Annotated in this window: 22 protein-coding genes; 9 read left to right on the top strand and 13 right to left on the bottom strand. The window is 72.5% G+C overall.

Translation table 11 applies throughout. The features are described from left to right. Positions 1-57 precede the first annotated feature (57 nt). Both ACGF4C_RS22655 and ACGF4C_RS22650 read right to left on the bottom strand, forming a co-directional pair. On the bottom strand, positions 58-738 hold the full coding sequence (locus tag ACGF4C_RS22655) for a response regulator transcription factor (RefSeq protein ID WP_006603892.1): 681 nt from the start codon (positions 736-738) through the stop codon (positions 58-60). Further along, a complete protein-coding gene (locus ACGF4C_RS22650) occupies positions 735-2,003 on the bottom strand; it encodes a cell wall metabolism sensor histidine kinase WalK (RefSeq protein ID WP_030414363.1) in 1,269 nt (422 codons plus the stop codon). Before ACGF4C_RS22650 ends, ACGF4C_RS22655 begins: the two co-directional genes overlap by 4 nt. A 388-nt stretch (positions 2,004-2,391) precedes the next feature. On the opposite strand from ACGF4C_RS22650, the gene phoU reads away from it, so the two are divergent. Beyond that, positions 2,392-3,069, top strand: a complete 678-nt coding sequence (gene phoU / locus ACGF4C_RS22645) for a phosphate signaling complex protein PhoU (RefSeq protein ID WP_393568617.1) — start codon at positions 2,392-2,394, stop codon at positions 3,067-3,069. 648 nt (positions 3,070-3,717) lie between these two features. Further along, positions 3,718-4,665, top strand: a complete 948-nt coding sequence (locus tag ACGF4C_RS22640) for an Ig-like domain-containing protein (RefSeq protein WP_393568616.1) — start codon at positions 3,718-3,720, stop codon at positions 4,663-4,665. Positions 4,666-4,723: 58 nt separating this feature from the next. Here the strand turns inward: ACGF4C_RS22640 and ACGF4C_RS22635 are convergent, their stop codons facing one another. Continuing rightward, entirely contained in the window at positions 4,724-4,972 is a 249-nt protein-coding gene (locus tag ACGF4C_RS22635; RefSeq protein WP_265361556.1) for an SCO4226 family nickel-binding protein, read from the bottom strand. A gap of 184 nt (positions 4,973-5,156) precedes the next feature. Between ACGF4C_RS22635 and ACGF4C_RS22630 the strand changes: the two genes are divergently transcribed. Continuing rightward, entirely contained in the window at positions 5,157-5,594 is a 438-nt protein-coding gene (locus tag ACGF4C_RS22630) for a hypothetical protein (RefSeq protein WP_393568614.1), read from the top strand. Positions 5,595-5,649: 55 nt separating this feature from the next. On the opposite strand, the gene ACGF4C_RS22625 is transcribed toward ACGF4C_RS22630, so the two are convergent. Next, positions 5,650-6,165 (bottom strand): hypothetical protein, encoded by a 516-nt coding sequence (locus ACGF4C_RS22625; RefSeq protein ID WP_393568612.1) that lies wholly within the window; start codon positions 6,163-6,165, stop codon positions 5,650-5,652. Positions 6,166-6,479: 314 nt separating this feature from the next. After that, complete coding sequence (locus ACGF4C_RS22620) at positions 6,480-7,241, bottom strand: phosphoglyceromutase (RefSeq protein WP_393568610.1); 762 nt, start codon at positions 7,239-7,241, stop codon at positions 6,480-6,482. Between the two features lie 265 nt (positions 7,242-7,506). Between ACGF4C_RS22620 and ACGF4C_RS22615 the strand changes: the two genes are divergently transcribed. The 3 genes from ACGF4C_RS22615 (at position 7,507) to ACGF4C_RS22605 (ending at position 10,890) form a co-directional block, all read left to right on the top strand. After that, positions 7,507-8,904: an MDR family MFS transporter gene (locus tag ACGF4C_RS22615; RefSeq protein ID WP_393568609.1), complete on the top strand. Its 1,398-nt coding sequence runs from the start codon at positions 7,507-7,509 to the stop codon at positions 8,902-8,904. 61 nt (positions 8,905-8,965) lie between these two features. Further along, positions 8,966-9,313, top strand: coding sequence for a deoxyxylulose-5-phosphate synthase (locus ACGF4C_RS22610; RefSeq protein ID WP_393568608.1), 348 nt, complete (start codon positions 8,966-8,968; stop codon positions 9,311-9,313). Positions 9,314-9,501: 188 nt separating this feature from the next. Next, positions 9,502-10,890: an alpha/beta hydrolase family protein gene (locus ACGF4C_RS22605; protein ID WP_393568606.1), complete on the top strand. Its 1,389-nt coding sequence runs from the start codon at positions 9,502-9,504 to the stop codon at positions 10,888-10,890. Between the two features lie 64 nt (positions 10,891-10,954). Here ACGF4C_RS22605 and ACGF4C_RS22600 read toward each other — a convergent pair whose 3' ends face one another. The 3 genes from ACGF4C_RS22600 to mshA form a co-directional block, all read right to left on the bottom strand. Next, a complete protein-coding gene (locus tag ACGF4C_RS22600) occupies positions 10,955-11,833 on the bottom strand; it encodes a class I SAM-dependent methyltransferase (RefSeq protein ID WP_393568605.1) in 879 nt (292 codons plus the stop codon). 349 nt (positions 11,834-12,182) lie between these two features. After that, positions 12,183-12,710 carry a YbjN domain-containing protein gene (locus tag ACGF4C_RS22595; RefSeq protein WP_393568603.1) on the bottom strand — a complete coding sequence of 176 codons (528 nt, stop codon included), beginning with the start codon at positions 12,708-12,710 and terminating at the stop codon, positions 12,183-12,185. Beyond that, positions 12,703-14,073 (bottom strand): D-inositol-3-phosphate glycosyltransferase, encoded by a 1,371-nt coding sequence (gene mshA / locus ACGF4C_RS22590; RefSeq protein ID WP_393568601.1) that lies wholly within the window; start codon positions 14,071-14,073, stop codon positions 12,703-12,705. The genes ACGF4C_RS22595 and mshA overlap by 8 nt, the downstream gene beginning before the upstream one ends. 188 nt (positions 14,074-14,261) lie before the next feature. Here mshA and ACGF4C_RS22585 point away from each other — a divergent pair, with 188 nt between their 5' ends. Beyond that, a complete protein-coding gene (locus ACGF4C_RS22585) occupies positions 14,262-15,086 on the top strand; it encodes a class I SAM-dependent methyltransferase (protein ID WP_393568599.1) in 825 nt (274 codons plus the stop codon). Between the two features lie 29 nt (positions 15,087-15,115). Here ACGF4C_RS22585 and ACGF4C_RS22580 read toward each other — a convergent pair whose 3' ends face one another. Beyond that, entirely contained in the window at positions 15,116-16,003 is an 888-nt protein-coding gene (locus ACGF4C_RS22580; protein WP_393568597.1) for a helix-turn-helix transcriptional regulator, read from the bottom strand. Between the two features lie 140 nt (positions 16,004-16,143). Here ACGF4C_RS22580 and ACGF4C_RS22575 point away from each other — a divergent pair, with 140 nt between their 5' ends. Beyond that, positions 16,144-17,151, top strand: coding sequence for an aldo/keto reductase (locus ACGF4C_RS22575; protein WP_393568595.1), 1,008 nt, complete (start codon positions 16,144-16,146; stop codon positions 17,149-17,151). Between the two features lie 12 nt (positions 17,152-17,163). Here ACGF4C_RS22575 and ACGF4C_RS22570 read toward each other — a convergent pair whose 3' ends face one another. The 3 genes from ACGF4C_RS22570 to ACGF4C_RS22560 are packed head-to-tail and all read right to left on the bottom strand — an operon-like array spanning position 17,164 to position 21,288. Next, positions 17,164-17,691 carry an NUDIX hydrolase gene (locus ACGF4C_RS22570; protein ID WP_393568593.1) on the bottom strand — a complete coding sequence of 176 codons (528 nt, stop codon included), beginning with the start codon at positions 17,689-17,691 and terminating at the stop codon, positions 17,164-17,166. Then, the gene (locus tag ACGF4C_RS22565; protein ID WP_393568592.1) at positions 17,688-19,022 is read right to left on the bottom strand and encodes a CHAD domain-containing protein; all 1,335 of its coding nucleotides are present in this window, start codon (positions 19,020-19,022) and stop codon (positions 17,688-17,690) included. Before ACGF4C_RS22565 ends, ACGF4C_RS22570 begins: the two co-directional genes overlap by 4 nt. After that, on the bottom strand, positions 19,006-21,288 hold the full coding sequence (locus tag ACGF4C_RS22560; RefSeq protein ID WP_393568590.1) for an RNA degradosome polyphosphate kinase: 2,283 nt from the start codon (positions 21,286-21,288) through the stop codon (positions 19,006-19,008). Before ACGF4C_RS22560 ends, ACGF4C_RS22565 begins: the two co-directional genes overlap by 17 nt. A gap of 814 nt (positions 21,289-22,102) precedes the next feature. Here ACGF4C_RS22560 and ACGF4C_RS22555 point away from each other — a divergent pair. Continuing rightward, positions 22,103-22,318 carry a GNAT family N-acetyltransferase gene (locus ACGF4C_RS22555; RefSeq protein WP_393568717.1) on the top strand — a complete coding sequence of 72 codons (216 nt, stop codon included), beginning with the start codon at positions 22,103-22,105 and terminating at the stop codon, positions 22,316-22,318. Positions 22,319-22,391: 73 nt separating this feature from the next. On the opposite strand, the gene mshD is transcribed toward ACGF4C_RS22555, so the two are convergent. After that, a complete protein-coding gene (mshD, locus tag ACGF4C_RS22550; protein WP_393568716.1) occupies positions 22,392-23,312 on the bottom strand; it encodes a mycothiol synthase in 921 nt (306 codons plus the stop codon). Positions 23,313-23,390: the final 78 nt, after the last annotated feature.

The following is a 23,390-nucleotide window of genomic DNA, read 5'->3' as shown; positions in this document are numbered from 1 at the left end:
ACGCCGCCGCGCGCGCACCTGCGTGCGGCGGTCGCCGGCGCCCCCGAGAGGGTGTCTCTACGGCTCGAACTTGTAGCCCAGCCCGCGGACCGTGACGAGGTAGCGCGGCGCGCCCGGGTCGGGCTCGATCTTGGCCCGCAGGCGCTTGACGTGCACGTCGAGGGTCTTGGTGTCGCCCACGTAGTCGGCGCCCCAGACCCGGTCGATCAGCTGCATGCGGGTCAGCACCCGGCCCGCGTTGCGCAGCAGCATCTCCAGGAGGTCGAACTCCTTCAGGGGGAGGTCGACCTTGCCGCCGGAGACCGTGACGACGTGGCGGTCCACGTCCATCCGGACCGGGCCGGCCTCCAGGGCCTGCGGGGTGACCTCCTCCGGCTCGCCGCGGCGGCGCAGCACGGCGCGGATGCGGGCGACCAGTTCGCGGGAGGAGAAGGGCTTGGTGACGTAGTCGTCGGCTCCTATCTCCAGGCCGACGACCTTGTCGATCTCGCTGTCCTTGGCGGTCACCATGATGACCGGGACGTTGGAGCGGCCGCGCAGCTGGCGGCAGACCTCGGTGCCGGGCAGGCCCGGCAGCATCAGGTCCAGCAGGACGAGATCGGCGCCGTTGCGCTCGAACTCGTCGAGTCCGTCAGGGCCCGTAGCCGCGATGGCTACCTCGAAGCCCTCCTTGCGGAGCATGTACGACAGTGCATCGCTGAACGATTCCTCGTCCTCGACGACGAGCACTCGGGTCACGGAAGGACCTCCGGGGCTGGGTGGGCAGGGAGCGGATCGTTGAAGGTCTCGTACGGGCGGTCCTCGTCGTCGAGGCCCTCCGCGGAGAGGTCGTCGGGCCGTTCGCGGTCGCGTACGGCCCCGGCTTCCGGGAGACGCAGGGTGAAGGTGGAGCCCTGTCCCTCAGCGCTCCACACCGTGACCTCCCCGCCGTGCGAGGCGGCCACGTGCTTGACGATGGCGAGGCCGAGGCCGGTCCCGCCGGTGGCGCGGGAGCGCGCCGGGTCCACGCGGTAGAACCGCTCGAAGATGCGGTCCCGGTCCCTCTCGGATATCCCGATGCCCTGGTCGGTCACGGCGATCTCGATCAGGTCGCCACCGGGCGCGGAGATCCTTCGCCCGGCGATCCCGACGCGGGTGCGGGCCGGGGAGTAGTTGACGGCGTTCTCGACGAGGTTGCCCAGGGCCGCGGCGAGCTGGCCGCGGTTGCCCCAGACGCTCAGGTCGGCGGTTCCTCCGGAGGCCATGGTGATCTGCTTGGCGCCGGCCTGCTGGCGGCAGCGGTCGATCGCCTCGGCGACCAGCTCGTCGACGCGGACCGGCTCGGCGTCCTCCAGCGGGTCGTCGTTCTGGACCCGGGAGAGGTCGATCAGCTCCTGGACGAGGTTGGTCAGGCGGGTGGCCTCGTTCTGCATCCGGCCGGCGAAGCGGGTGACCGCCTCGGGGTCGTCGCTGGCGTCCATCACGGCCTCGGAGAGCAGCGACAGCGCGCCGACCGGCGTCTTGAGCTCATGGCTGACGTTGGCGACGAAGTCCCGGCGGACCGCCTCTATGCGGCGGGCCTCGGTGAGGTCCTCGACCAGCAGCAGGACGAGCCGGGAGCCGAGCGGGGCGACCCGGGCGGAGACCGCGAGCGCCTCACCGCGGCCGGTGCCCCGGCGCGGGAGGTCCAGCTCGACCTGGCGTATCTCACCGTCCCTGCGGGTGTCCCGGGCCATCTGCATCATCGGCTCGACGGCGAGCTTGCCGCCGCGGACCAGCCCGAGCGCGTACGCCGCGGAGCTGGCCTTGACGACCGCGTCGGCCTCGTCGAGGACCACGGCGGAGGAGCGGAGCACCGACAGGACGGTGTCGACGCCGGGCGGCAGCACCGCGTCCGTGTGGAGCGAGGAGCGGGTGGGCTTGGCCTGGTCGCGCTCGCTCCAGCGGAACGCCAGCATGGCGAAGACACCGGTACACAACCCGGCGATCGCTGCCACTGCGGCGACGGCCGCATCCACGTTCATGACTCCAGAGTATGTGCCGGGTCCGACACTCCCCCAGCCTCGCGAGCCGCTGCTCGGACAGCCGTCGCCCAGAGTTCACCGTGGCGTCCGCGCGGGTTCACTCCGGGCGCCGGCGCCGGTCGGGCGGCCGCCCCGGAGGCGGTGGCCGGTCGCCCAGAGTTCACCTTGACGTCGGTGCCGGTTCACCCCCGGTGGCACCGCAGGTCGCGATCCGGCCGCAGGGTGGGGGTGCGGTCCGGGTGACGGGCCGGTGCCGCCCGGGGAGTGGACCCGTGCGGACACGGACCGTGAGAGCGTGGACACCGGACCACCACCGGGACCCACCGCCGCACTCCCCCACCCCACGCGACACACGACACCCGACACTCGACGCGAGAGAAGGACACAGATGCGGGACGCGTACCACGAGGAGCTGGATTCGATCGGCGAGGGCCTGGTCGAAATGGCCCGGCTCGTCGGCTCCGCGATCGGGCGCGCCACCACGGCGATACTCGACGCGGACCTGAAGCTGGCCGAGCACGTCATCGCCGGCGACGAGAAGGTCGACGACCTCCAGCGCGACCTGGAGGCCCGGGCGATCGCCCTGCTGGCGCGGCAGCAGCCGGTCGCCACCGACCTGCGGATCGTCGTCACCTCGCTGCGGATGAGCGCCGACCTGGAGCGCTCCGGCGACCTGGCCCAGCACGTGGCCAAGCTGGCCCGGCTGCGCTTCCCGGAGACGGCCGTGCCGCGCGATCTGCACGCCACCATCCTGGAGATGGGGCAGCTGGCGCAGCGCCTGATGGCGAAGGCGGCCGAGGTCATCATCACCAAGGACGTCGACCTGGCGCTCCAGCTGGAGCAGGACGACGACGCGATGGACCTGCTGCACCGCGCGCTCTTCCAGCACCTGATGGACGACCGCTGGAAGCACGGCATCGAGACGGCCGTGGACGTGACCCTGCTCGGCCGCTACTACGAGCGCTTCGCGGACCACGCGGTGTCCGTCGCCAAGCGGGTGGTCTACCTCGTCACCGGTGAGCACGCCGACGAGATCGCCCCGGCGGCGCCTGTCGAGGGCGCGTAGGTCCTGACGCCGGACAGGCCGGCCGGGGCGCACAGTCCCGTGGCCGGCCCGGTACGTCTGCCTGTGCGCCACCGTGCGCCGTTGCGGTGTGCCTCCACGCGCCGTTGACGCGCCTCGGCAGGCGGGCATGCAATGGCGTCAGGTGACCCCTAGGAGGCAATGCATGGCACTCATGGCGGACTCTCCGAACCCCGCGTCCCCGCACACCCCGACGGCCGGCGACCGTCCGCAGCTCCCGCTGCTCGCCGGGTGCAGCTGCGGCCCCGGCTGCAGCTGCGGCTGCCAGTCGGGCGGCCCCTGCCAGTGCGGCGGCGGCTGCTGACGGGCCCCTCTTCACAGCCGCAGGCGTGAGCAAGGGCCCCGTCCGGTCGGACGGGGCCCTTTGCCTGGCGCCTGGCGTGGGGCCGGTGTGGGGCCGGGCGTGTGCCCGTTCTGAGGATTCCGCAGGCGGAGGAACCGAGTCCCGAATTGGCCTCGACCCGCATTTCGCCGAGGCGCCCGGTGCCTCGTGCCTCCATTGAATTCTTGAACTTTTTGACCAAGCGTGAGCGGTAACTCACGCTTCGAGCACCACGGTCTTGGGGCGGCAGCCCTGCCGGCAGTAGGCTGATTCTTAGCCGCGTACGGGCGGAACCCGTACGACTGGCGGTGCGAGACACGGCGCGGGCTGCCGGAGTTCGGAATACCGACTCGCCCGATGCAGACGCGCCGGAGAGCAAGAAGGCAGCCCCAGCCTCCGGCACCGCACCGGCGGCGCAGTACTGCGGGATCGCGGAACGCATAACGTTGCGCCGTTCCGAGCGGTGGCTGGCCTTTCTGCTGCGAAAACAGATGATGAGCGAAGCGGCTCTTGGCTTGCACCACTGGAGGTGCGCCATGCGAAGAAGGGCCCTGTCCGCGGCAGCCATCTCAGGCCTGCTGGCCATCCCTGCGTTCAGCCCGGTAGCGGAATCCGCCGAGTCAAGCGCTTCCGGGCGGACGGCAATCGCGCAGGCCGCGATGGCACCGACCGACCAGACCAAGGAGTGTCCGGAGGGGGACACGCTCCAGTGGGCGACCTGCACGAATGCCGAATTCATGGTGGAGCCCGGGGAGAGAATGCAAGTACGCATTCTCGATGTGTACGAGGTAGCGAGTGCCGATTTCGCGGTCTTCGCTCCCGCCAGCCAGTCCGGACCTCTCGACGACACCCATGACGTCGGGGAAAACTGGAGACACCTCTATACGAATCACGGGGATCGCCCGCAACCCGTAATTCTGAAGGCAAGTCCGGTCTATCCCTTCGACGACGGCAAGACGATCAAGGTAGACATCCGCATCCGGGTGGTACCGCTGACCGCCTACACCGAAGACATTCGGATGCAGAAGAACACGGTGGTGTACGTCAAGGTGAACGACCTGACCCTCGGAAAGCAGCCGATCTACTTCGACAAGGCGGAAAAACCGAAGCACGGCAAACTTCAAATCACGCGCGGCCACGACCGACTCCGCTACAAGCCCGACAAGAACTTCAAAGGAACCGACGAGATCTGGTACACCGTGAAGAACGACCTCGGCGAAAAGGCCGAAGCCCGGCTCACCTTCAATGTGTGGTGACCGAGTCCCCCTGCCGGCGGCGAGCCGCGGGCAGGGGGCCTGACGCCTGTCGCTCCGGTCACACGCTGAGCGTCAGCTGGTGGACCTCGTCCGCCTTGTGCCCGGCGCGCTCGTGGATGCGCTGGACGGCCTCCGCCGAGGGCGCCTCCGACAGGCAGAACACCTCACCGGAATCGGTGTCGGCCCAGGCGTGCTCGAACGTCACGCCCTCCTCGCCCTGGATGTCGAGGTCCGCCTGGTGCGCCTCTCTGAGCTGATCGGCCGTGAGGCCCTTCATATTGCGATGGATGTCCATGAACTTGGGCATCGCTCTCATCCTTCCCGTCGCGGATGAATACCGCCTGCCCCTCCCCCGGCACCCCTTCCGTCCCTTCCCTTCCTTCCATGCTGCCCCCGCACGCCCGGGACGGCGCCCGGGACGCCGCCCGCGCCTCGCCCCAACGGCTCGCCGCCGGTTGCGCCGCCGCCCTCCGCCCGGCGAGATGGGACACATGGAGTCGAGTCAGCCCACACCGGAAACCCGTCGCGTACCGCCCGCCGAACGGTCCCACTGGGTCGCGTTCGCCGGCATCCTGCTGATGCTGAGCGGGCTGTTCGACCTCATCAACGGCTTCGTCGCCCTGCTCGACCGCGGCTACTACTCCACGACCGCCAACCACGGCAACCGCCTGCTGATCTTCAACTTCGCCGTCTGGGGCTGGGTGTGGATCGTCATCGGCGTCGCCCAGGTCCTGGCGAGCCTGGGCGTCTTCCTCGGGGCGCGGGCCGCGCGGATCACCGGCATCGTGCTGGCCTCCGCCTGCCTCGTCGGCCAGCTGATCTTCCTGTCGGCGTTCCCGTACTGGTCGATCTTCGTGATGGCCATGTCCCTGCTGGTCATCTACGGCCTGGTCACCGTCCCCAGGCACCTGCCGGGGGAGCGCGTCTGAGGCCCCCCGGGTCGTCGAAAGTCATCCACGTCGCCCAGGAAGGCCAGGCCGTCCGTCACTGCGCGTCGTTACCGGTGACCGGCGCGCCGTGGTAGCGGGTGAGGGTGTCACGGAGGTGGTTGTCGGGGCCGCGTAGGAACAGGGCGCACAGCTCGTTGCCAGGAACCGTCAGCGGGCGGCCGTCCTGAGCAGGGTCGTCGTCGGCCGGTGGGTACTCGTCGATGCGTTCGTAGGGGACGGTGACGTAGGGCTGGTCGTACTCGGGGGCGGCGGGATCGGGGTCGGTCCCGTACTGCCATTGCGCGCCGGCCGTACGCACATGCACCTCGCCCAGGTACCACGTGGCGGCGCCAACCGGGCCGCTGTCACGCTCGTCCTTGATCTCCTCGCAGGAGGAGAACCGGCGCCGCATGGAGGCCTCAAGACGGTCGAGGGATTCGACACTGAAATCCCAGTCGCCTGCTTCGGGCGGGTAATGGGCGTTGAACGCTGCGCGCTGCTCGGAGATCCACGCCTCGAGGCGCGGATTGTTCGCCCATTCCCGCTCCTGGTCCTGCTGCTGTTCGTCCATGCCGTCGAACCCTAACGTCACCGGCAGCGCCTGCAACGACCGTATGCACATGCCGAGTTGACCTCCGGCGCACCCCAAATCACTTACTCAGAAGGGCAGTACAACGGCGGCGGCGGTCTCGCCGACACCGGTGCCCAGATCGCCACCATCGCCGCAATCGCCGCAGCACCACCAGCAGCTAGCCCGGCTACGCGCACGTAGTGCTCGTCCTCCGGCCGCAAGATCCGGAGCGCTGAGGGCCCAGAGCGGGCCCGGACCGTGAAAATGCCCCCGATCCGCGCCGTAAGCGCAGGTCGGGGGCGTGATCACGAAACTTACTTCTTCTTGCCCTGGTTCTTCACGGCCTCGATGGCGGCCTTGGCGGCCTCCGGGTCGAGGTAGGTGCCGCCGGTGGTGACCGGGCGGAAGTCGGCGTCCAGCTCGTAGGAGAGGGGGATGCCGGTGGGGATGTTCAGGCCGGCGATGTCCGCGTCGGAGATGCCGTCGAGGTGCTTGACCAGGGCGCGCAGGCTGTTGCCGTGGGCGGCGACCAGGACCGTCTTGCCGGTGAGCAGGTCCGGGACGATGCCGTCGAACCAGTACGGCAGCATGCGGACGACGACGTCCTTGAGGCATTCGGTCTGCGGGCGCAGCTCCGGCGGGAGCGTGGCGTAGCGGGGGTCGTCGAACTGCGAGAACTCCGCGTCGTTGGCGAGCGCCGGCGGCGGGGTGTCGTACGAGCGGCGCCAGAGCATGAACTGCTCCTCGCCGAACTCGGCCAGGGTCTGCGCCTTGTCCTTGCCCTGCAGCGCGCCGTAGTGGCGCTCGTTCAGGCGCCAGGAACGGTGCACGGGAATCCAGTGGCGGTCGGCGGCCTCCAGGGCCAGCTGCGCGGTGCGGATGGCGCGCTTCTGGAGGGAGGTGTGCACGACGTCGGGGAGCAGGCCGGCCTCCTTGAGCAGCTCTCCGCCGCGGACCGCCTCCTTCTCGCCCTTCTCGTTGAGGTTGACGTCCACCCAGCCGGTGAACAGGTTCTTCGCGTTCCACTCACTCTCGCCGTGGCGGAGCAGGATCAGCTTGTACGGTGCGTCGGCCATGCCGTCGAGCGTAATCGAAAACCGGATACCGCCTTGCCCAGGTCCAGGACCTGGTCTTCCGCGTGACGTTTGACGCTTTTCGTCAAATGACTGGTGGCCGGGGCGGGGTGGTATGTAGGTTGCGCATGCGGCTGGCGCCACTTACACATCGCCACTGCAGATCCGGCTCCACATCCGGCGCGTCCGGCAGTGAGCCGGTCGCCACGCACCGCACCCACCACGCGACACATCGCACGGCACGCACCGCTCGGGGGAGTTCACTGTCATGCCCACGCCTACCTCGCCACACGCGTCCCGCCCGGGACGGTGGTCCGCCCTCCGGCGAGCCGCCGTCGACAGCGTCTCCGGGCTGCCGCGGCAGTTCTGGTGGCTCTGGACCAGCACCCTGATCAACCGGCTGGGCGCGTTCGTCGCGACGTTCCTGGCCCTCTACCTCACCGTCGAGCGCGGCTACTCCGCCTCGTACGCGGGCCTGGTCGGCGCGCTCTACGGGCTCGGCGGGGTGATCTCCTCGGTGGGCGCGGGAGTGCTGACCGACCGGCTCGGGCGACGGCCCACGATGCTGATCGCGCAGCTGTCGACGTCGGTGTCCGTGGCGGTGCTCGGCTTCATGGAGGACCCGGTCGCCATCGCGGTGGTGGCCGGCGTCGTCGGCATGGCGACCAACGCCTCCCGCCCCGCCGTCCAGGCGATGATGGCCGACATCGTCGCCCCCGAGGACCGGGTGCGCGCCTTCTCCCTCAACTACTGGGCGATCAACCTCGGTTTCGCCGTCTCCTCCACCGCCGCCGGGCTCATCGCCCAGCACGGCTATCTGGCCCTCTTCCTGGGCGAGTCGGCGCTCGTGCTGACCTGCGCGGTGGTGGTCTTCGTCAAGCTCCCCGAGTCCCGGCCCACGGCCGACACCCCGGCCGGCCCGCAGGCCCCGGCCGGCCGGGGCGCGTCCACCGCTCCGGTCTCCATGCTGACCGTGCTGCGCGACGGCCGCTTCATGACCGTCGTCGGCCTCAACCTCCTGCTGGCCCTGCTCTTCCAGCAGGCCTACGTCTCCATGCCGGTCTCGATGGGCCGGGACGGCTTCTCCAGCGCGGACTTCGGCGCCGTCATCGCGGTCAACGGCATCCTGATCGTCCTCCTCCAGATCCCGGTGACCCGCTTCATCGAGCACCGCAGCCCCGCCACGCTCCTCATCGGCTCGGCACTGCTCGCCGGCTACGGCTTCGGACTGACCGCGCTGGCCGGCTCGGTCGCCATGTACGCCCTCGCGGTCGCCGTCTGGACGCTCGGCGAGATCATCAACTCCCCCACCCAGATGGGCCTGGTGGTACGCCTCTCCCCCGTACACGGCCGCGGCCGCTACCAGGGCATGTACGCACTGTCCTGGTCCATCGCCTCCCTGACCGCCCCCCTGATCGGCGGCACGGTCATCGACCACTACGGCGCGGACGCCCTCTGGGCCGGCTGCGCGGCGGTCGGCACGGTGGCGGCCCTGGGCTACGGCCTGCTCCTACGGAGCCTCCCGGCAACCCGGGCGGCCACGACCAGCACACCCGCTTCCGCTTCCCCTGCTCCTGCTTCCGCTCCTGATCCTGCTCCTGCTTCCGTTCCTGGCTCGGCCCCCACCTCGGCGGCCGCTCCGGCGACGGGGGAGCCGCTCGCGTAACGGCGGGCGGGGCGCCGGAAACCCGTCGCTCTTCCCGCCCTCCGGGGCTAGCCTCGCGGCCATGTTGCACGCCGAAACCACGGCCCGGTCCAAGACGTCGTACGTCTGCCTCCCCTGCCGGGCCTCCTTCAAGCAGCCGTACGTAGGCGACCACGAACGCCGTTGCCCGCGCTGCGCACAGCCGTTGATCCACGTCGGCTCCGCGTTCGCCCCGCCGAAGCGCCGGGACACCGCGGGCTGGCGGGTGCTCTCGGTGCTGCTGAACGCCGGCGTCCGGTTCCACAAGAGCTGTTGTGGCGGCCCCGGCTACCGGCCCCGCACGCTCGCCGAAGTGCGCGAGCGCATGGCGTACGCCAAGGCCACCGGCGAGCCGTTCGCCCGCGCTCTGGTCCGTTACGAGGTGCCGTGACCCGACGCCGGGCGGCGAGGAGCGCCGGGTCTCCGGCCACGCGGTGTTCGTGGTAGCCCCACCCTCAAGAGACGTGGCCGCACGGTCGAGCCGGGCGGGGTGTTCCGGGACGCTGGTGATGTGCACGGGCGGGCCGGCGACCGGTCCGGGCGTACGGATGATCCGGCGGAACGGACGGGAGTTGGGGCATGGGCGCGGGCGCGGAGCGACGGGTGGCGCGGTGGGGCGCGGCGGTCGGGGTGCTGGTGATGGGTGGGGCACTGATGGCGGGAGGGGCGGCCGCGACGGCGGGGACGACGGCGGGGGAGCCGTCCACCACGGTGGGGACGACGGCGGGGGAGCCGTCCACCACTGCGGTGGCGCGTTCCGGCGGTGCCGGCGCACCGCGTTCGGCGGCGGCCATGACCCTTCCCGCGCCCACCGGGCGTCATCAGGTCGGCACGGTGGCCCTGCATCTGATCGATCGTCAGCGGCGGGATCCGTGGGGTGGCGGGACGCCCGGGCACCGGTACCGGGAAGTGATGGTCAGCGTCCGGTATCCGGCAGGGGCGGGGGCCGGGCGGTACCCGCGTGCCGCGCAGCTGACACCGCGTGAGGCGGCCGCGTTCGACCGGATGAACAGCTTCTCGGAGCACGTACCGCCGGGGAAGGTCGCCTGGCAGGCCACCCGGACCACCGCGCACACGGGGGCGCCGGTGGCGGCGCGGCGGCCCGGGCAGCGGCTGCCGGTGGTGCTCTACTCCCCCGGCGCCGGTGATCCGCGCGGGTTCGGCAGCACGCTCTGCGACGAACTGGCCTCCCGCGGATATGTGGTGGTCACCGTCGACCACACCTACGAGGCGCCGGCGGTGGAGTTCCCGGGCGGGCGGCTGGCCCGCAGCGTGATGCCGGCGGAGGTGGTCAAGGCGCAGAAGGCCGGGCGGATGACGGAGCTGCTGCGGAAGGTCAGCGCGGTGCGGGTGGCCGACACCCGGTTCGTGCTCGACGAGCTGGGCCGGCGCGGGGAGGCCTCCCCGTTGCCGCGCGGGCTGCGCGGGGTGCTGGACCTGGGCGCCGTGGGGATGTTCGGGCAGTCGGCCGGCGGGTTCACCGCGGCGCAGACGATGCACGACGACCGGCGGATCCGCGCCGCGGCGAACCTGGACGGGGTGATGGGCTACACCCAGCGGGACGACGACCCGTCGAACCCGTCGACGGTCGGCCGGGACGGCGTCGACCGGCCGTTGCTGCTGATGGGCATGGACGGCGACACCCACCACACGGTGGCCTCCTGGGGCGCGGTCTGGGAACACAGCCGGGGCCGGGGCGGCGCCTGGCTGCGGGACCTGACGCTGCGCGGCAGCCGGCACGCGACATACACGGACGCGGAGACGCTGATCCCGCAGGTCGCCCGGCAGGTGGGGCTGTCCCGGGCCGAGGTGACGAAGATGATCGGGTCGGTGCGGCCGGCCCGGGCGGTCGCGGCCCAGCGGGCGTACGTCTCGGCGTTCTTCGACCGGTGGCTGCGCGGACGGGGCGACGGCGGTCTGCTGGACCGGCCGTCGGCGCGCTACCCGGAGGTGCGGTTCGTACCGTGAGCGCACCTCAGGCGCCCGGCCGGTCCGCGGGGGGCCGGCCGGGCAGCTCCTCATCCGCGTCCGCTCACTCCGGCGACGACGCGTAATGCACGGTCTTCGCCGTCAGTAGGAACAGGTCCGGGCGCCGGTCGACGCCCGCCGGGTCGGCGGGGTCGAGGAGCCGGTCCAGGGTCGCGACGTCCTCGGCGTCCAGGTGGTCGGCGAGGGTGTCCCGGCAGCGCTCCAGGGACCGCCGTACGAACTGCCGGATGCCGTCCGCCAGCGGGGCCGGGCGGTCCACGAGGAAGGTCCGGCTGCGGGCGCCGGTGAGCCCCGCGGCCCGCAGCATGCCGGGCCAGTCCTCGACCACCGCCACCGAGCCGGGCAGTTCGTCCCGCATCCGGCCGAAGCGGAGCGCGGTCGCGCCGTCGAGGCGTTCCTGCAGGCCGGGGCGGCCGAAGCCCAGGTCGCGCGGCAGCCAGCGGGGCGGCAGACCGCCCTCGACGATGGCGAGGACACCGCCGGGGGTGAGCAGTCGGGCCAGCCGGTTCAGGGCGTCCTGCTGGTCGCCGACGTGGTGCACGACCTGCCCGGACCACACCAGGTCCGCGGGCCCCAGGTCGGCGAGGCCGGCCGGGAATTCGGCGACCTTGGTCCGCAGCGGTACGCCGAGCCGCTCGGCCCGCTCCCGGGCGCGGACCAGCAGCTCCGGCGTGCCGTCCACCGCGGTGACCTCGGCCTGCGGGAACAGCGCCGCCAGCCGGCAGGCGGCGACCCCCGGGCCGCTGCCGATGTCCAGGACGCGGCGCGGGCTCAGCTGCTTCAGCTCCTCGAACGCCTGGCGCACGTAGGGGCTGTGGATCTCGCCCTCCAGCTCCAGCAGATCGGCCATCGCGGCCCAGTCGAAGTCGTCGCCGTGGCCGAGGTTGTGGCCGTGGTGGTGCCCGTGGTTGTCGCCACTCATCGCTTCCGTCCTCCGGTTGGTGTGGGGTCAGCCGTCCACGGCCCAGACGATGCGACCCCGCCCCACAGAAGGGCAATCTTTGTTGCCATTCCCGCAAGCCGACCAGGTCTCAGTGGTCACACACGGGCAGCAAAGCGACCAGGCACGCCCCCACTCAGCCTCTCCCCCCACTCCCGGGAGGGGCCGGACCGGAGGACGAAGTCAGGAGGGCCGGCACCGCACCCGACACACAACCGCCCGCCGCAGGCGCTCGGCGCGCAACAACCACGGCGCTGCAGCCGAGTACGTGGGCAGCGCCGCACAGCGCAACGGCGAGCAAGCCCCGCGGCGGGCCGGCCGGCTACGTGGGCTACTCGCCCCCGCGCGTGAGATGCGCGAACGCTTCCAGGTTCCGCGTCGACTCTCCCCGCGAGACCCGCCACGCGTACTCCTTGCGGATGGCGGTGGCGAAGCCCATTTCGAGGAGGGTGTTGAAGCTGCCGTCGGCGTTCTCCAGGACGGTGCCGAGGATGCGGTCCAGCTCGTCCGGCGTGACCGCGACGAGCGGCAGCTTGCCGACGAGGTAGATGTCACCGAGCTTGTCGATCGCGTAACTCACGCCGTAGAGGCGGGTGTTGCGCTCCAGGAGCCACCGGTGCACGGCCTCGTGGTTCTCGTCGGGGCGGCGGACGACGAAGGCGTTGATGGAGAGGGAGTGCCGGCCGACGAGGAGCGAGCAGGTCGTCGACAGCTTGCGGGTCCCGGGGAGCTTGACGACGTAGGCGCCGTCGGACGGGGACTCCCACTCCAGGCCGGCCTCGGCCAGCGCGGTCTCGATCACCCGTCGTGCGTCGTCCACCGGTCGTGCGTCGTCAGCCTGGGGCAGGTCGTCAGCCATGGGCCGATCGTAGGTGACGCCGCCGCTCCTGCATCGCGGCGGTGTAGACGTCGCCGGTGGCCGCGGCGGCGGTGTCCCAGCCGAAGGACTGGGCGTGCCGGGCGGCGTCGGCGCCCATGCGGGTGGCGAGGTCGGGGTCCCGGAGGAAGCGCTGCAGGGCGCGGGCGTAGTCGGCGGGGTCGTGGCCGGCGACGAGGAAGCCGCTGACGCCGTCGCGGACCGCCACCGGCAGACCGCCGACCGCGGCGGCGATGACCGGGGTGCCGCAGGCCTGGGCCTCGATGGCGACCAGTCCGAAGGACTCGCTGTACGAGGGCATGACCAGGACGGAGGCGGCGCGGTACCAGTCGGCGAGCTGTTCCTGGCCGACCGGCGGGCGGAACCGCACGAGGTCGGCGATGCCGAGCCGGGCGGCGAGCTTCTGCAGCCCCTCGGGCTTGGCCAGGCCGCTGCCGCTGGGGCCGCCGACGACCGGTACGACGAGCCGGGAGCGCAGCGAGGGGTCCTCGGCCAGCAGGGCGGCGGTCGCGCGCAGCAGGATGTCGGGGGCCTTGAGGGGCTGTATGCGGCCGGCGAAGAGCGGGATGACCGCGTCCGGGGGGAGGCCGAGGCGGGCTCGGGCGGCGGCCCGGCTCTCGGCGATGCCGTCGCTGGTCGGCCGGAAGCGGTCGAGGTTGACGCCGGGGTGGACGACCGCGACCCGGCCGCGGTCGGCGTCGTAATGCCGGATCAGCTCGTCGGCCTCCTCGGCGGTGTTGGCTATGAGGCGGTCGGCGGCCCGGACGACCTGGGTCTCGCCGATGACCCGGGCGGCCGGCTCGGGGGTGTCGCCGAGGGCCAGGGCGGCGTTCTTGACCTTGGCCATGGTGTGCATGGCGTGCACCAGCGGGACGCCCCAGCGCTCGGCGGCCAGCCAGCCGACGTGGCCGGAGAGCCAGTAGTGGGAGTGGACCAGGTCGTAGTAGCCGGGGCGGTGGCCGGCCCAGGCCTGCATCACGCCGTGGGTGAAGGCGCACAGCTGGGCGGGCAGGTCCTCCTTGGCCAGGCCCTCGTAGGGGCCGGCGTCGACGTGGCGGACGAGGACGCCGGGGGCGAGGTCGACGGCGGGCGGCAGGGTGCCGGTGGTGGCGCGGGTGAAGATCTCCACCTCGATGTTGATCGAGGCGAGCTTCTTGGCGAGCTCGACGATGTAGACGTTCATGCCGCCGGCGTCACCGGTGCCGGGCTGGTGCAGCGGGGAGGTGTGGACGCTGAGCATCGCCACCCGGCGCGGACGGCGCGCGCCACCGGGCAGACGCAGCCGCGACGGTCCCGGGAACGGCCCATGGGGACGGCTGCGGAGCCGGGACACATATGGGCTCACGTCGAGCTACCTCCTAGCCGGGGCGTGGCGGCACGCCACCGACCTGCTGCAACAACTCATCCGGGCGATGCATTTCCGTCCGGCGTCCCATCGTCGCACTTTGCCAAAGTGTGACCGTTCGGTGCACGTGACCGATCGCACGTGACCACGGGGCAAGGAGGTCCCCGGCTCCCCATACTCTCGAAGCCATGCCCCGCCGCCCCGCCCCCGCTCACCCCGCGCCGAGCCGGCCCGTCGGCAGCGCGACCCGCGGGACCACCAACCCCAACCGGCTGCGCCGGATGGACCGCTGGATAGCCGCGGAACACGGCACCGCGCTACGCCGCTCGGCCGACCCGGTCGCGGTCGACCTCGGCTACGGCGCCGCGCCCTGGACCGCCGTCGAGCTGCTGGGCCGGCTGCGCACGGTGCGCCCCGACGCCCGGGTCGTCGGCATAGAGATCGACCCGGCAAGGGTGGCCGCCGCCCGCCCGTACGAGAAGCCGGGGCTGGACTTCCTGCACGGCGGCTTCGAGGTGCCGCTGCCCGGCGACCGGGGGCGGGCGCCGGTCCTGATACGGGCCGCGAACGTGCTGCGGCAGTACGACGAGGACGAGGTGGCCGCCGTCTGGCGGCGGCTGTGCGCGCGACTGGCACCCGGCGGGCTGCTGGTCGAGGGCACCTGCGACGAGATAGGGCGCCGCCACGTATGGGTGGCGCTGGGCCCCGAAGGGCCCCGTACGGTCACCTTCGCGGCCCGGCTCGGCACCCTGGAAACCCCCTCCGACCTGGCCGAACGCCTCCCCAAGGCGCTGATACACCGCAATGTGCCGGGCGAGCCGGTGCACGCCTTCCTGCGCGACTTCGACCGGGCCTGGGCGGCTGCCGCCCCGCTGGGCGCGCTCGGTGCGCGGCAGCGGTGGCGGGCCGCGGTGGCGTCCCTCGCGGCGGACTGGCCGCTGGCCGGTGACCCGCGGCGGCGGCGCCAGGGCGAGGTCACCGTGCGCTGGGAGGCACTGGCGCCGCGCGGGTAGCGCCCGGGCGGATCAGGCCCGGACCGCGGTCACACCGCCAGCGGCCTGGCCTCCGGCCCGCGGGCCGCGGCGGGCCGGGCCGCCAGCTCGCGCAGTCGCCGCTCGGTCGTCGAGCCGCGCGGGGCCGTGTACGTGACCAGCGCCTGGTCCGGGTCGGTGGTCAGCCGGAAGCTCTCGAAGGTGATCTCCAGCTCGCCGACGTCCGGGTGCCGCAGGCGCTTGGTGCCGCGCAGGCACTCGTGCACCGACTGGGCCTCCCAGAGCCGCCGGAAGTCCGCGCTGCGCGCCAGCAGTTCATTGACGACCTCGCAGATCCGCGGGTCGTCCGGGTGCCGGCCGCTGTCGGCGCGCAGATTGCCGACCACCTCGACGGCCTTGTCCTCCCAGTCGGGGTGCAGCGCGCGGGCCTCCGGGTCGAGGAAGACCAGCAGTGCGGTGTTCCGCCGCTCCGGGGCGAGCGCGTCCAGGTCGAAGGCGATCCGGCCGCCGAGCGCGTTCCAGGCCAGGATGTCCAGGCCGCGGCCGAGGACCATGGCCGGGACGGTGCTCGCCATGGCGTCCAGCAGCTGCCGGATCTCCGGCCGTACGGTCTGGCCGGGGACCGCCCGGGGCACGCAGTCCGCCTCGCTCCGGCGCCGGGGCACGGCGATGTTGCGCAGATACGTCACCTCGCCGCCGGACAGCCGCAGCGCCCGCGCGATGGCGTCCAGGACGGAGTCGGAGATGGCGGGCGCCCGGCCCTGCTCGATGCGGGTGTAGTAGTCGACGCTGATGCCGGCGAGCTGGGCGACCTCCTCGCGCCGCAGCCCGCGCACCCGGCGGCGGCCGATCCCGCTCGGCAGGCCCAGGTCGGCCGGGTCCAGCGCGGCGCGGCGCGCCTTGAGGAACGAGCTGATCTCGATTTCCGCATGCAGCATCCGTCCAGTATGCGCGCGGCGCCGCGTGGGTGGTTCCGCCGGACCCAGGCTGCGACGGGCCTGGTCCGCCCCGGCCGGCCCCAGCAGTCTGATGCGCACGCAGTCGTCAGAACGAACCAAGAACGCACAGGGAGCAGCTCATGCAGCGCAGGATCCTCGGCGGCACCGGCATCTCGGTCAGCGAGTACGCGCTGGGCGCGATGATGCTCGGCGCCTTCGGCAACACCGACCACGCCGACTGCGTCCGCATCGTGCACCGCGCACTGGACGCCGGCATCAACTTCGTGGACACCGCGGACATATATTCCGCGGGCGAGTCCGAGGAGATCGTCGGCAAGGCCCTCAAGGGCCGCCGCGACGACGTCGTACTGGCCAGCAAGTTCTTCAACCCGATGGGCCGGGACGCCAACCACGGCGGGGCGTCCCGGCGTTGGATCGTGCGCGCCGTGGAGGACAGCCTGCGCCGGCTGGACACCGACCACCTCGACCTCTACCAGGTCCACCGCCCCGACCCCACGACCGACATCGACGAGACACTGTCCGCGCTCTCGGACCTGGTCCGCTCCGGCAAGGTGCGGGCCATCGGCACCTCGACGTTCCCCGCCGAGCAGATCGTCGAGGCCCAGTGGACCGCCGAGCGCCGCGGCCACGTCCGGTTCCGTACCGAGCAGCCGCCGTATTCGATGCTGGCGCGCGGGGTGGAGAACGCGGTGCTGCCGACCGCGCAGCGCCACGGCATCGGCGTGCTGACCTGGGGTCCGCTCAGCGCCGGCTGGCTCTCCGGCCGCGACCTGTCGGCCAGTTCCCGGGCCGCCCTGGAGACCCGGAAGTTCGACCTCTCGCTGCCGGAGAACGCCCGCAAGGCCGAGGCGGTCCGCGCCCTGTCCGAGGTCGCGTCCGACGCCGGCCTCACCCTCCCCCACCTGGCCACCGCCTTCGTCCGCGCGCACCCTGCGGTGACCTCGGTCATCATCGGCCCGCGCACCCTCGACCAGCTGGAGAGCCTGCTGGACGGCGCCGACATCACCCTCGACGCGGACGTCCTGGACCGGATCGACGCCATCGTCCCCCCGGGCACCGACCTCAACCGCGCGGACAACTACTACCTGCCCCCGGCCGTCTCGGATCCGGCACTGCGGCGGCGGTGAAGGGGCCTGTGTTCAGGCCAGATGCAGCGCCGCGAGCAGCGCGTCGATCAGTGGCCGGTCGCGTTCCTGGGTGAGGCGGTGGCGGGCCTCCTCCGGGGGCAGCCACTCCAGCCGGTCGACCTCGTCGGTCGGCGTGAACGCCCCCGCCATCGCCTCGGCGGCCCAGTAACGGACCTGTTTGGGGCGGCCGTTGGCGAAGTAGTAGGAGGTCGGCAGGGGGGCGCCGGGGCGGCAGTCCATACCGGTCTCCTCGGCCACCTCGCGGACCGCCCCGGCCAGGGCGTCCTCGCCGCGCTTGAGTTTGCCCTTCGGGTGGGACCAGTCGTCGTACTTGGGCCGGTGGACGAGCGCGATCTCCAGGCCGTGCTCGACGGACGGGCGGCGGCGCCACAGCACACAGCCCGCGGCCCGCACCGGCTTGCGGCTGTCCGGCTCACGGGCATCCACCGTGCGGGCGTCCGGCGTGCGGGCGTCCGGCGTGCGGGATGCCGGCTTACGCATGTCCGGCGTGCGGGCCGGTGGCTCTCCGGGTCCCGTCATCGCTCCACCCCCTTCAGTGCCTTCTCCCGGGACAGCCAGACGCGGCCGAAGGCGTAGCGGGCCGCCTCGACCTGGTGGCGCTGGTCGGCGTGGAGGACGCCGAGGGCGTAGGCGGTGGCCGGGGCGATGCGGGGGGTGCGGGCCGCGGCGGCGGCTGCGGCGGCGGCCTCGGCGGCGTCCCGGTGGCCCTCCAGGAGCAGGGCCGCCTCCGCCAGGCGGGGGTCGGCGTACTCGGGGACCAGCACCTCCTGGGCGTAGCGGCTCAGCCGGAGCAGCACCCGTACCTGGTGCCAGGGCGCGTCCTGGCGGGCGCCGTCGGCCAGCGCCTCGGCGTTGTACGGCTGTCCGGCGCGGACCAGCGGCAGCGCGCCGACCGCCTCGGCGAGCCGGCGCGCGGACTGCTCGGCGAGCGGCGGCAGCGCCTCGGCGGCCGGGACGTCCGCGGCCGCGCGGGTCAGCGGCACCTCGGAGGCGAGCACGGCCACGGAGTCGGCGACGGCGTGGAAACGGGACGAGCCCAGGGCCTGGAGCGCGGCGGAGTGGGCGCGGGTGCGGGCGAGGGTGAGCTGGCGGTCCAGGAGTGCCCCGGCCCGTGCGGCACCGGCGGCGAGGACGGCATCGGCGTCCGGGACGGCGGGGTCGCGCCCTTCGAGGGAGCCGGTGTCGGGGCCCGGGTTGCCGGGGCCGCCGGTGTCCGTACTGGAGGGCTCCGTCTTGCGGGTGCCGGCGGCACGGGTGCCCGTGGAGCGGGGCCCGGCGGGTGGTTCGGCGCGGTCGGGGCGTACGCCGCGGCCGGTGCGCGGGGCGCGGCCGGTGCTGTGCTCGGGGCGGTCGGTGCGGCCGGTCAGCCGCGTCAGGGCGGCCATCAGCCGGTCACGGCGGGCCGCACAGGCCTGTTCGCGGGCCAGGGTGCCGGACAACCAGCCCAGTTCGGCGAGGAGTTGGTCGGCCCAGGCCTCTTCGGTCAGCGGCCGGAAGGTGTGCAGGGTGGCGCTGATCCGGCGGGCGGCGCGGCGCAGCCGGCGGGCGGCCGCGCCGGCGCCCTCGGCGTCCGGGCCGCTCTCCCGGTGCAGCCGCAGACTGCGCAGGAAGTCCGCGGACTGCTGGTGGAGGTAGCCGGCGAGCACGTCCTCGGCCGTCCGCCCGGCGAGGTGGAGGCCGGCGGCGGGTCCGGTGCCGGCCGCCGGGTCGTCGTACGGCCCCGGTGGTCCGTACGGTCCGTAGGGTCCGTCCACCACCGCGGCACGGGCGCCGGCCGCCCCGCCGGGCTCGCATCCGGTGCCGAGGAGACCGGCCGGCCCCCCGGTCCGCTGGTCAGGTCGCTGGGCCACGCCGGCGCCTCCGGGCGTCGATGAGCATTTCCTGTACGTTGCGCAGCGGCGCGCCGTCCGCGTCCACGGAGCGCCGGGTCCAGTCGCCGTCCGGGCCCAGGTGCCAGGAGGACGTGGTGTCCGAGGTACCGGTCTCCAGGAGCCGGTTGAGGGCGGCGCGGTGCGCCGGGTCGGTGACCCGGACCAGCGCCTCGATCCGCCGGTCGAGGTTGCGGTGCATCATGTCGGCGCTGCCCAGCCACACCTCGGGCTCGCCGCCGTTGCCGAAGGCGAAGATCCGGGAGTGTTCCAGGAAGCGGCCGAGGATGCTGCGGACCCGGACGTTCTCGCTGAGGCCGGGCACTCCCGGGCGCAGCGCGCAGATGCCGCGCACCCAGATGTCGACCGGCACGCCGGCCTGCGAGGCGCGGTAGAGCGCGTCGATGACGGCCTCGTCGACCATCGAGTTGACCTTGATGCGGACGTACGCGGGCCGGCCCGCGCGCTGGTGCGCGATCTCCTTGGTGATCCGCTGGACCAGGCCGTCGCGCAGGGACTTGGGGGCGACCAGGAGGCGGCGGTAGGTCTCCCGGCGGGAGTAGCCGCTCAGCCGGTTGAAGAGGTCGGAGAGGTCGGCGCCCACCTGCGGGTCGGCGGTCAGCAGCCCGAGGTCCTCGTAGAGCCGGGCCGTCTTGGGGTGGTAGTTGCCGGTGCCCACGTGGGAGTAACGGCGCAGCATGTCGCCCTCCTGGCGGACCACGAGGGAGAGCTTGCAGTGCGTCTTCAGGCCGACCAGGCCGTAGACGACGTGGCAGCCCGCCTCCTCCAGCTTGCGGGCCCACTTGATGTTGGCCTGTTCGTCGAACCGTGCCTTGATCTCGACCAGCACCAGGACCTGCTTGCCGGATTCCGCCGCGTCTATCAGGGCGTCGACGATCGGCGAGTCACCCGAGGTGCGGTAGAGGGTCTGCTTGATGGCGAGGACGTCGGGGTCGGCCGCGGCCTGCTCCAGGAACGCCTGCACCGAGGTGGAGAAGGAGTCGTAGGGGTGGTGCAGGAGGACGTCGCGGGCGCGCAGCGCGGCGAAGATGTCGGGCGCCGACGCCGACTCCACCTCGGCGAGGTCACGGTGGGTGCCGGCGACGAACTTGGGGTACTTCAGCTCGGGCCGGTCCAGCGCTCCTATGCCGAACAGCCCGGTCAGGTCCAGCGGGCCGGGCAGCGGGTAGACCTCGGCGTCGGAGATCTTCAGCTCCTGGACGAGCAGGTCGAGCACCGCGGGGTCGATGGACTCCTCGACCTCCAGCCGGACCGGCGGGCCGAACCGCCGCCGCATCAGCTCCTTCTCCAGCGCCTGGAGGAGGTTCTCGGCGTCGTCCTCCTCGACCTCCAGGTCCTCGTTGCGGGTCACCCGGAACATGTGGTGCGCGCGCACCTCCATACCCGGGAACAGCTCCTCCAGGTGGGCGGCGATGACGTCCTCGATGGGGACGTAGCGCTGCGGGGAGGCTTCGAGGAAACGGGAGAGCAGCGGCGGGACCTTGACCCGGGCGAAGTGGTCGTGGCCGCTGACCGGGTTGCGGACGACGACGGCCAGGTTCAGCGAGAGGCCGGAGATGTACGGGAACGGGTGCGCCGGGTCCACCGCCAGCGGCGTGAGCACCGGGAAGATCTGCTGCCGGAACAGGGTGAACAGCCGGGCCTGCTCCTTCTCGGTCAGGTCCGGCCAGCGGATCAGGTGGATGCCCTGGTCGGCGAGGTCCGGGGCGATGTCCTGCTGGAAGCAGGCGGCGTGCCGGGCCATGAGCTCGCGCGAGCGGGTCCAGATCAGGTCCAGCACCTCGCGGGGCTGGAAGCCGGAGGCGGAGCGGGTGGCGACGCCGGTCGCGATCCGCCGCTTGAGTCCGGCGACCCGGACCATGAAGAACTCGTCCAGATTGCTGGCGAAGATCGCCAGGAAATTGGCGCGTTCGAGCAGCGGGGTGGCCGGGTCCTCGGCGAGTTCGAGCACCCGCTCGTTGAACGCCAGCCAGCTGCGTTCCCGGTCCAGGAAGCGGTCGGCGGGCAGCTCCGCGCCGTCCACGCCCACCACGCCCTGGTCCACGTACGCGTCCGGGTCGGCGTCGAGGTCCGGTTCCAGGCCCGGCACCGTCCCGCGGACCGCGTGCGGCCGGTGCGCGGCGATGGAGCCCACGGAAGGCTGGGCCGAGGGGGCCGGGGCCTGTGGGGGCCTGGTGGCCGGCATCTCGGGCTGGACCTGTGCCTGAGCGCTGGGCTGCTGGTTCATGGCCTTATTCTTCCGCGTTCCGGGGGTTCCAGGCGCGTCAGGAGGTGGCGGCGCGAGACGGAGCCTCGGGTTGGGGAGGTTCGGCACAGCGGGCTGCATTCAGCGATGCTCGCAACCGACCTTGAATCAGCGGTAACGCGGATATGGCGCAGAAGCAAGCGGGACGCTACGGCGCGGGGCCGGGGGCGGGGCCAGGGGCGGGCCACGGCGGCACCCGAACGCGGGCGGTGCGGCGCCGCCGACACTGTGTCACCACCCCGTCGCGCTGTCACCACGTCGCCGCCCGGTCGCCGCAACCGTTACCCATGAGAAATACCCCGGCTTCCCTCAGCTGGGCCTCATGCCCTTCGGGGGGCGGATCCGATTTCTCGCGCAAAGCTTTCCACGTAAAGCTTTAAAACGTGTGACAGTGCAAGAATTCGAACGGGAGTCCTCCGAAGCGAAAGGGTCGGGACCAGGAAATGCGAAAGTAATTCACCGAGCCGAGGGGAAACCGATGAGCTTCTGCAGGGCCGTCATGCAGCCGCCCCTGTCTCCGACCGTCGCGCCGCGCCGGCCCGACGGGAGAGGCCAGTTGACGGTCCGCCAGTTGATGGGTCGCCAGTTGAAGGCCCCGGCACATGCCGAGAAACACCTGCGAAAGGTGCCGGAAAGCCGGGCGGAGAGCCGTAAGGAACGAGAATGATGACGGCGCACCCGGCAGAAATAAAAGGCGGGCGCGCCGGAGCGATCCGGCGGCCGTTCCACGCCTTCTGGCCGTTCCGCTACTGAAGGAAACTGGTTATGGCGCCCCGCCCCCGGCCCGGAAACCCGGCTGCGGGCGCTGCTGGCCCTGGGCTTCGAGGAGCTGCAGCTGCACCGTGTCCAGGCCGAGTTGGACGGCCGCAACACCGCCTCGGCCCGGCTGCTGGAACGGCTCGGGGTGCGCCGGGAGGGCCATCTGCGGGAGAACGAGTTCCCCGACGGCGAGTGGTCCGACGAGGTCGTCCACGCGATGCTGGCGCGGGAAGGGCGGGCACAGCGGCGCTAGCCCCGGCGCGCGGCGGACGCGGGCCGGGCCCCCGGCCGGGCCGCCCCGCCCGCGCGCACCCGCCCGCCGCCGCTCAGGTCTCCGACCGGTACATCAGGTCCGTCTCGTGCGTGACGAACCCCATCCGCTCGTAGACGCTCACCGCCGCCGCGTTGTCGGCGTCGACGTAGAGCATCGCGGTCGGCAGCCCCTGCCCGGCCAGATGGCGCAGCCCCACCGAGGTGAGCGCCTTGCCCAGGCCGCCGCCCTGGGCGCCCGGCCGGACGCCGAGGACGTAGACCTCGCCCAGGCCCTCCTCGGGGTGCACCTTCGTCCAGTGGAAGCCGACCAGCCGGCCGCCCTTCTCGGCCAGGAAGAAGCCCTTGGGGTCGAACCACGCCTCGGCCTTGCGGTCGTCCAGGTCGCGCTGGGTCAGCGAACCCTGCTCGGGGTGGTGCGCGAAGGCCTCCGCGTTCACCTCCAGCCAGGCCGCGTCATCGGTGCCCGGCTGGAAGGTCCGTACGGTCACGCCCTCGGGCAGTACCGGCTCGGGCAGCTCCAGGTCGCCCAGCGAGCGCCGCATCTGCCGCAGCTCGCGGAACATCGTCAGACCCAGGGTCTGCGCGAGGTGCCGGGCGGCCGGGTGCCCGCCGTGCGCCCAGACCCGCAGCCGGCGCCCGGACAGCTCCAGCAGCTCGGTGCCCAGCGCCCGGCCGTGCCCCCGGCCGCGGTGCCCGGCGTGCACCACCAGCTCGGCGGCCGGCGCCTCCACCGGGTCGGTGTCCTCCAGCTGGCCGTAGCCGACCAGCAGCTCCTCGCCCGCTTCCCCGTGCGCGTACACCAGCACATGCGCGACACCCGGCCGCTTGCCGCCCCGCAGCTGCAGCCGTCCCTGTTCGGACACCGCGGGCTGCCCGTCCGTGCGCGCGGCCCGCTCGATCAGCTCCAGAACGGCCCCGGCCGTTTCCGGCGCGACCTCGTCGACCACCTGGATCCTGCGGCCGGTCCGGCCCATCTCCTGTGCAGCGTCAGTCATGTGTGCAGCGTACGACCCTGCCGGGGTCCCGCAGCGGCATCAGGGCGCGGCCGCCCC

This window comes from Streptomyces sp. NPDC048197, assembly GCF_043202395.1.
GTDB lineage: Bacteria > Actinomycetota > Actinomycetes > Streptomycetales > Streptomycetaceae > Streptomyces > Streptomyces siderophoricus.
The sequence above is the reverse complement of the archived record's forward strand: the minus strand, read 5'-3'. Positions and strand labels throughout refer to the sequence as shown.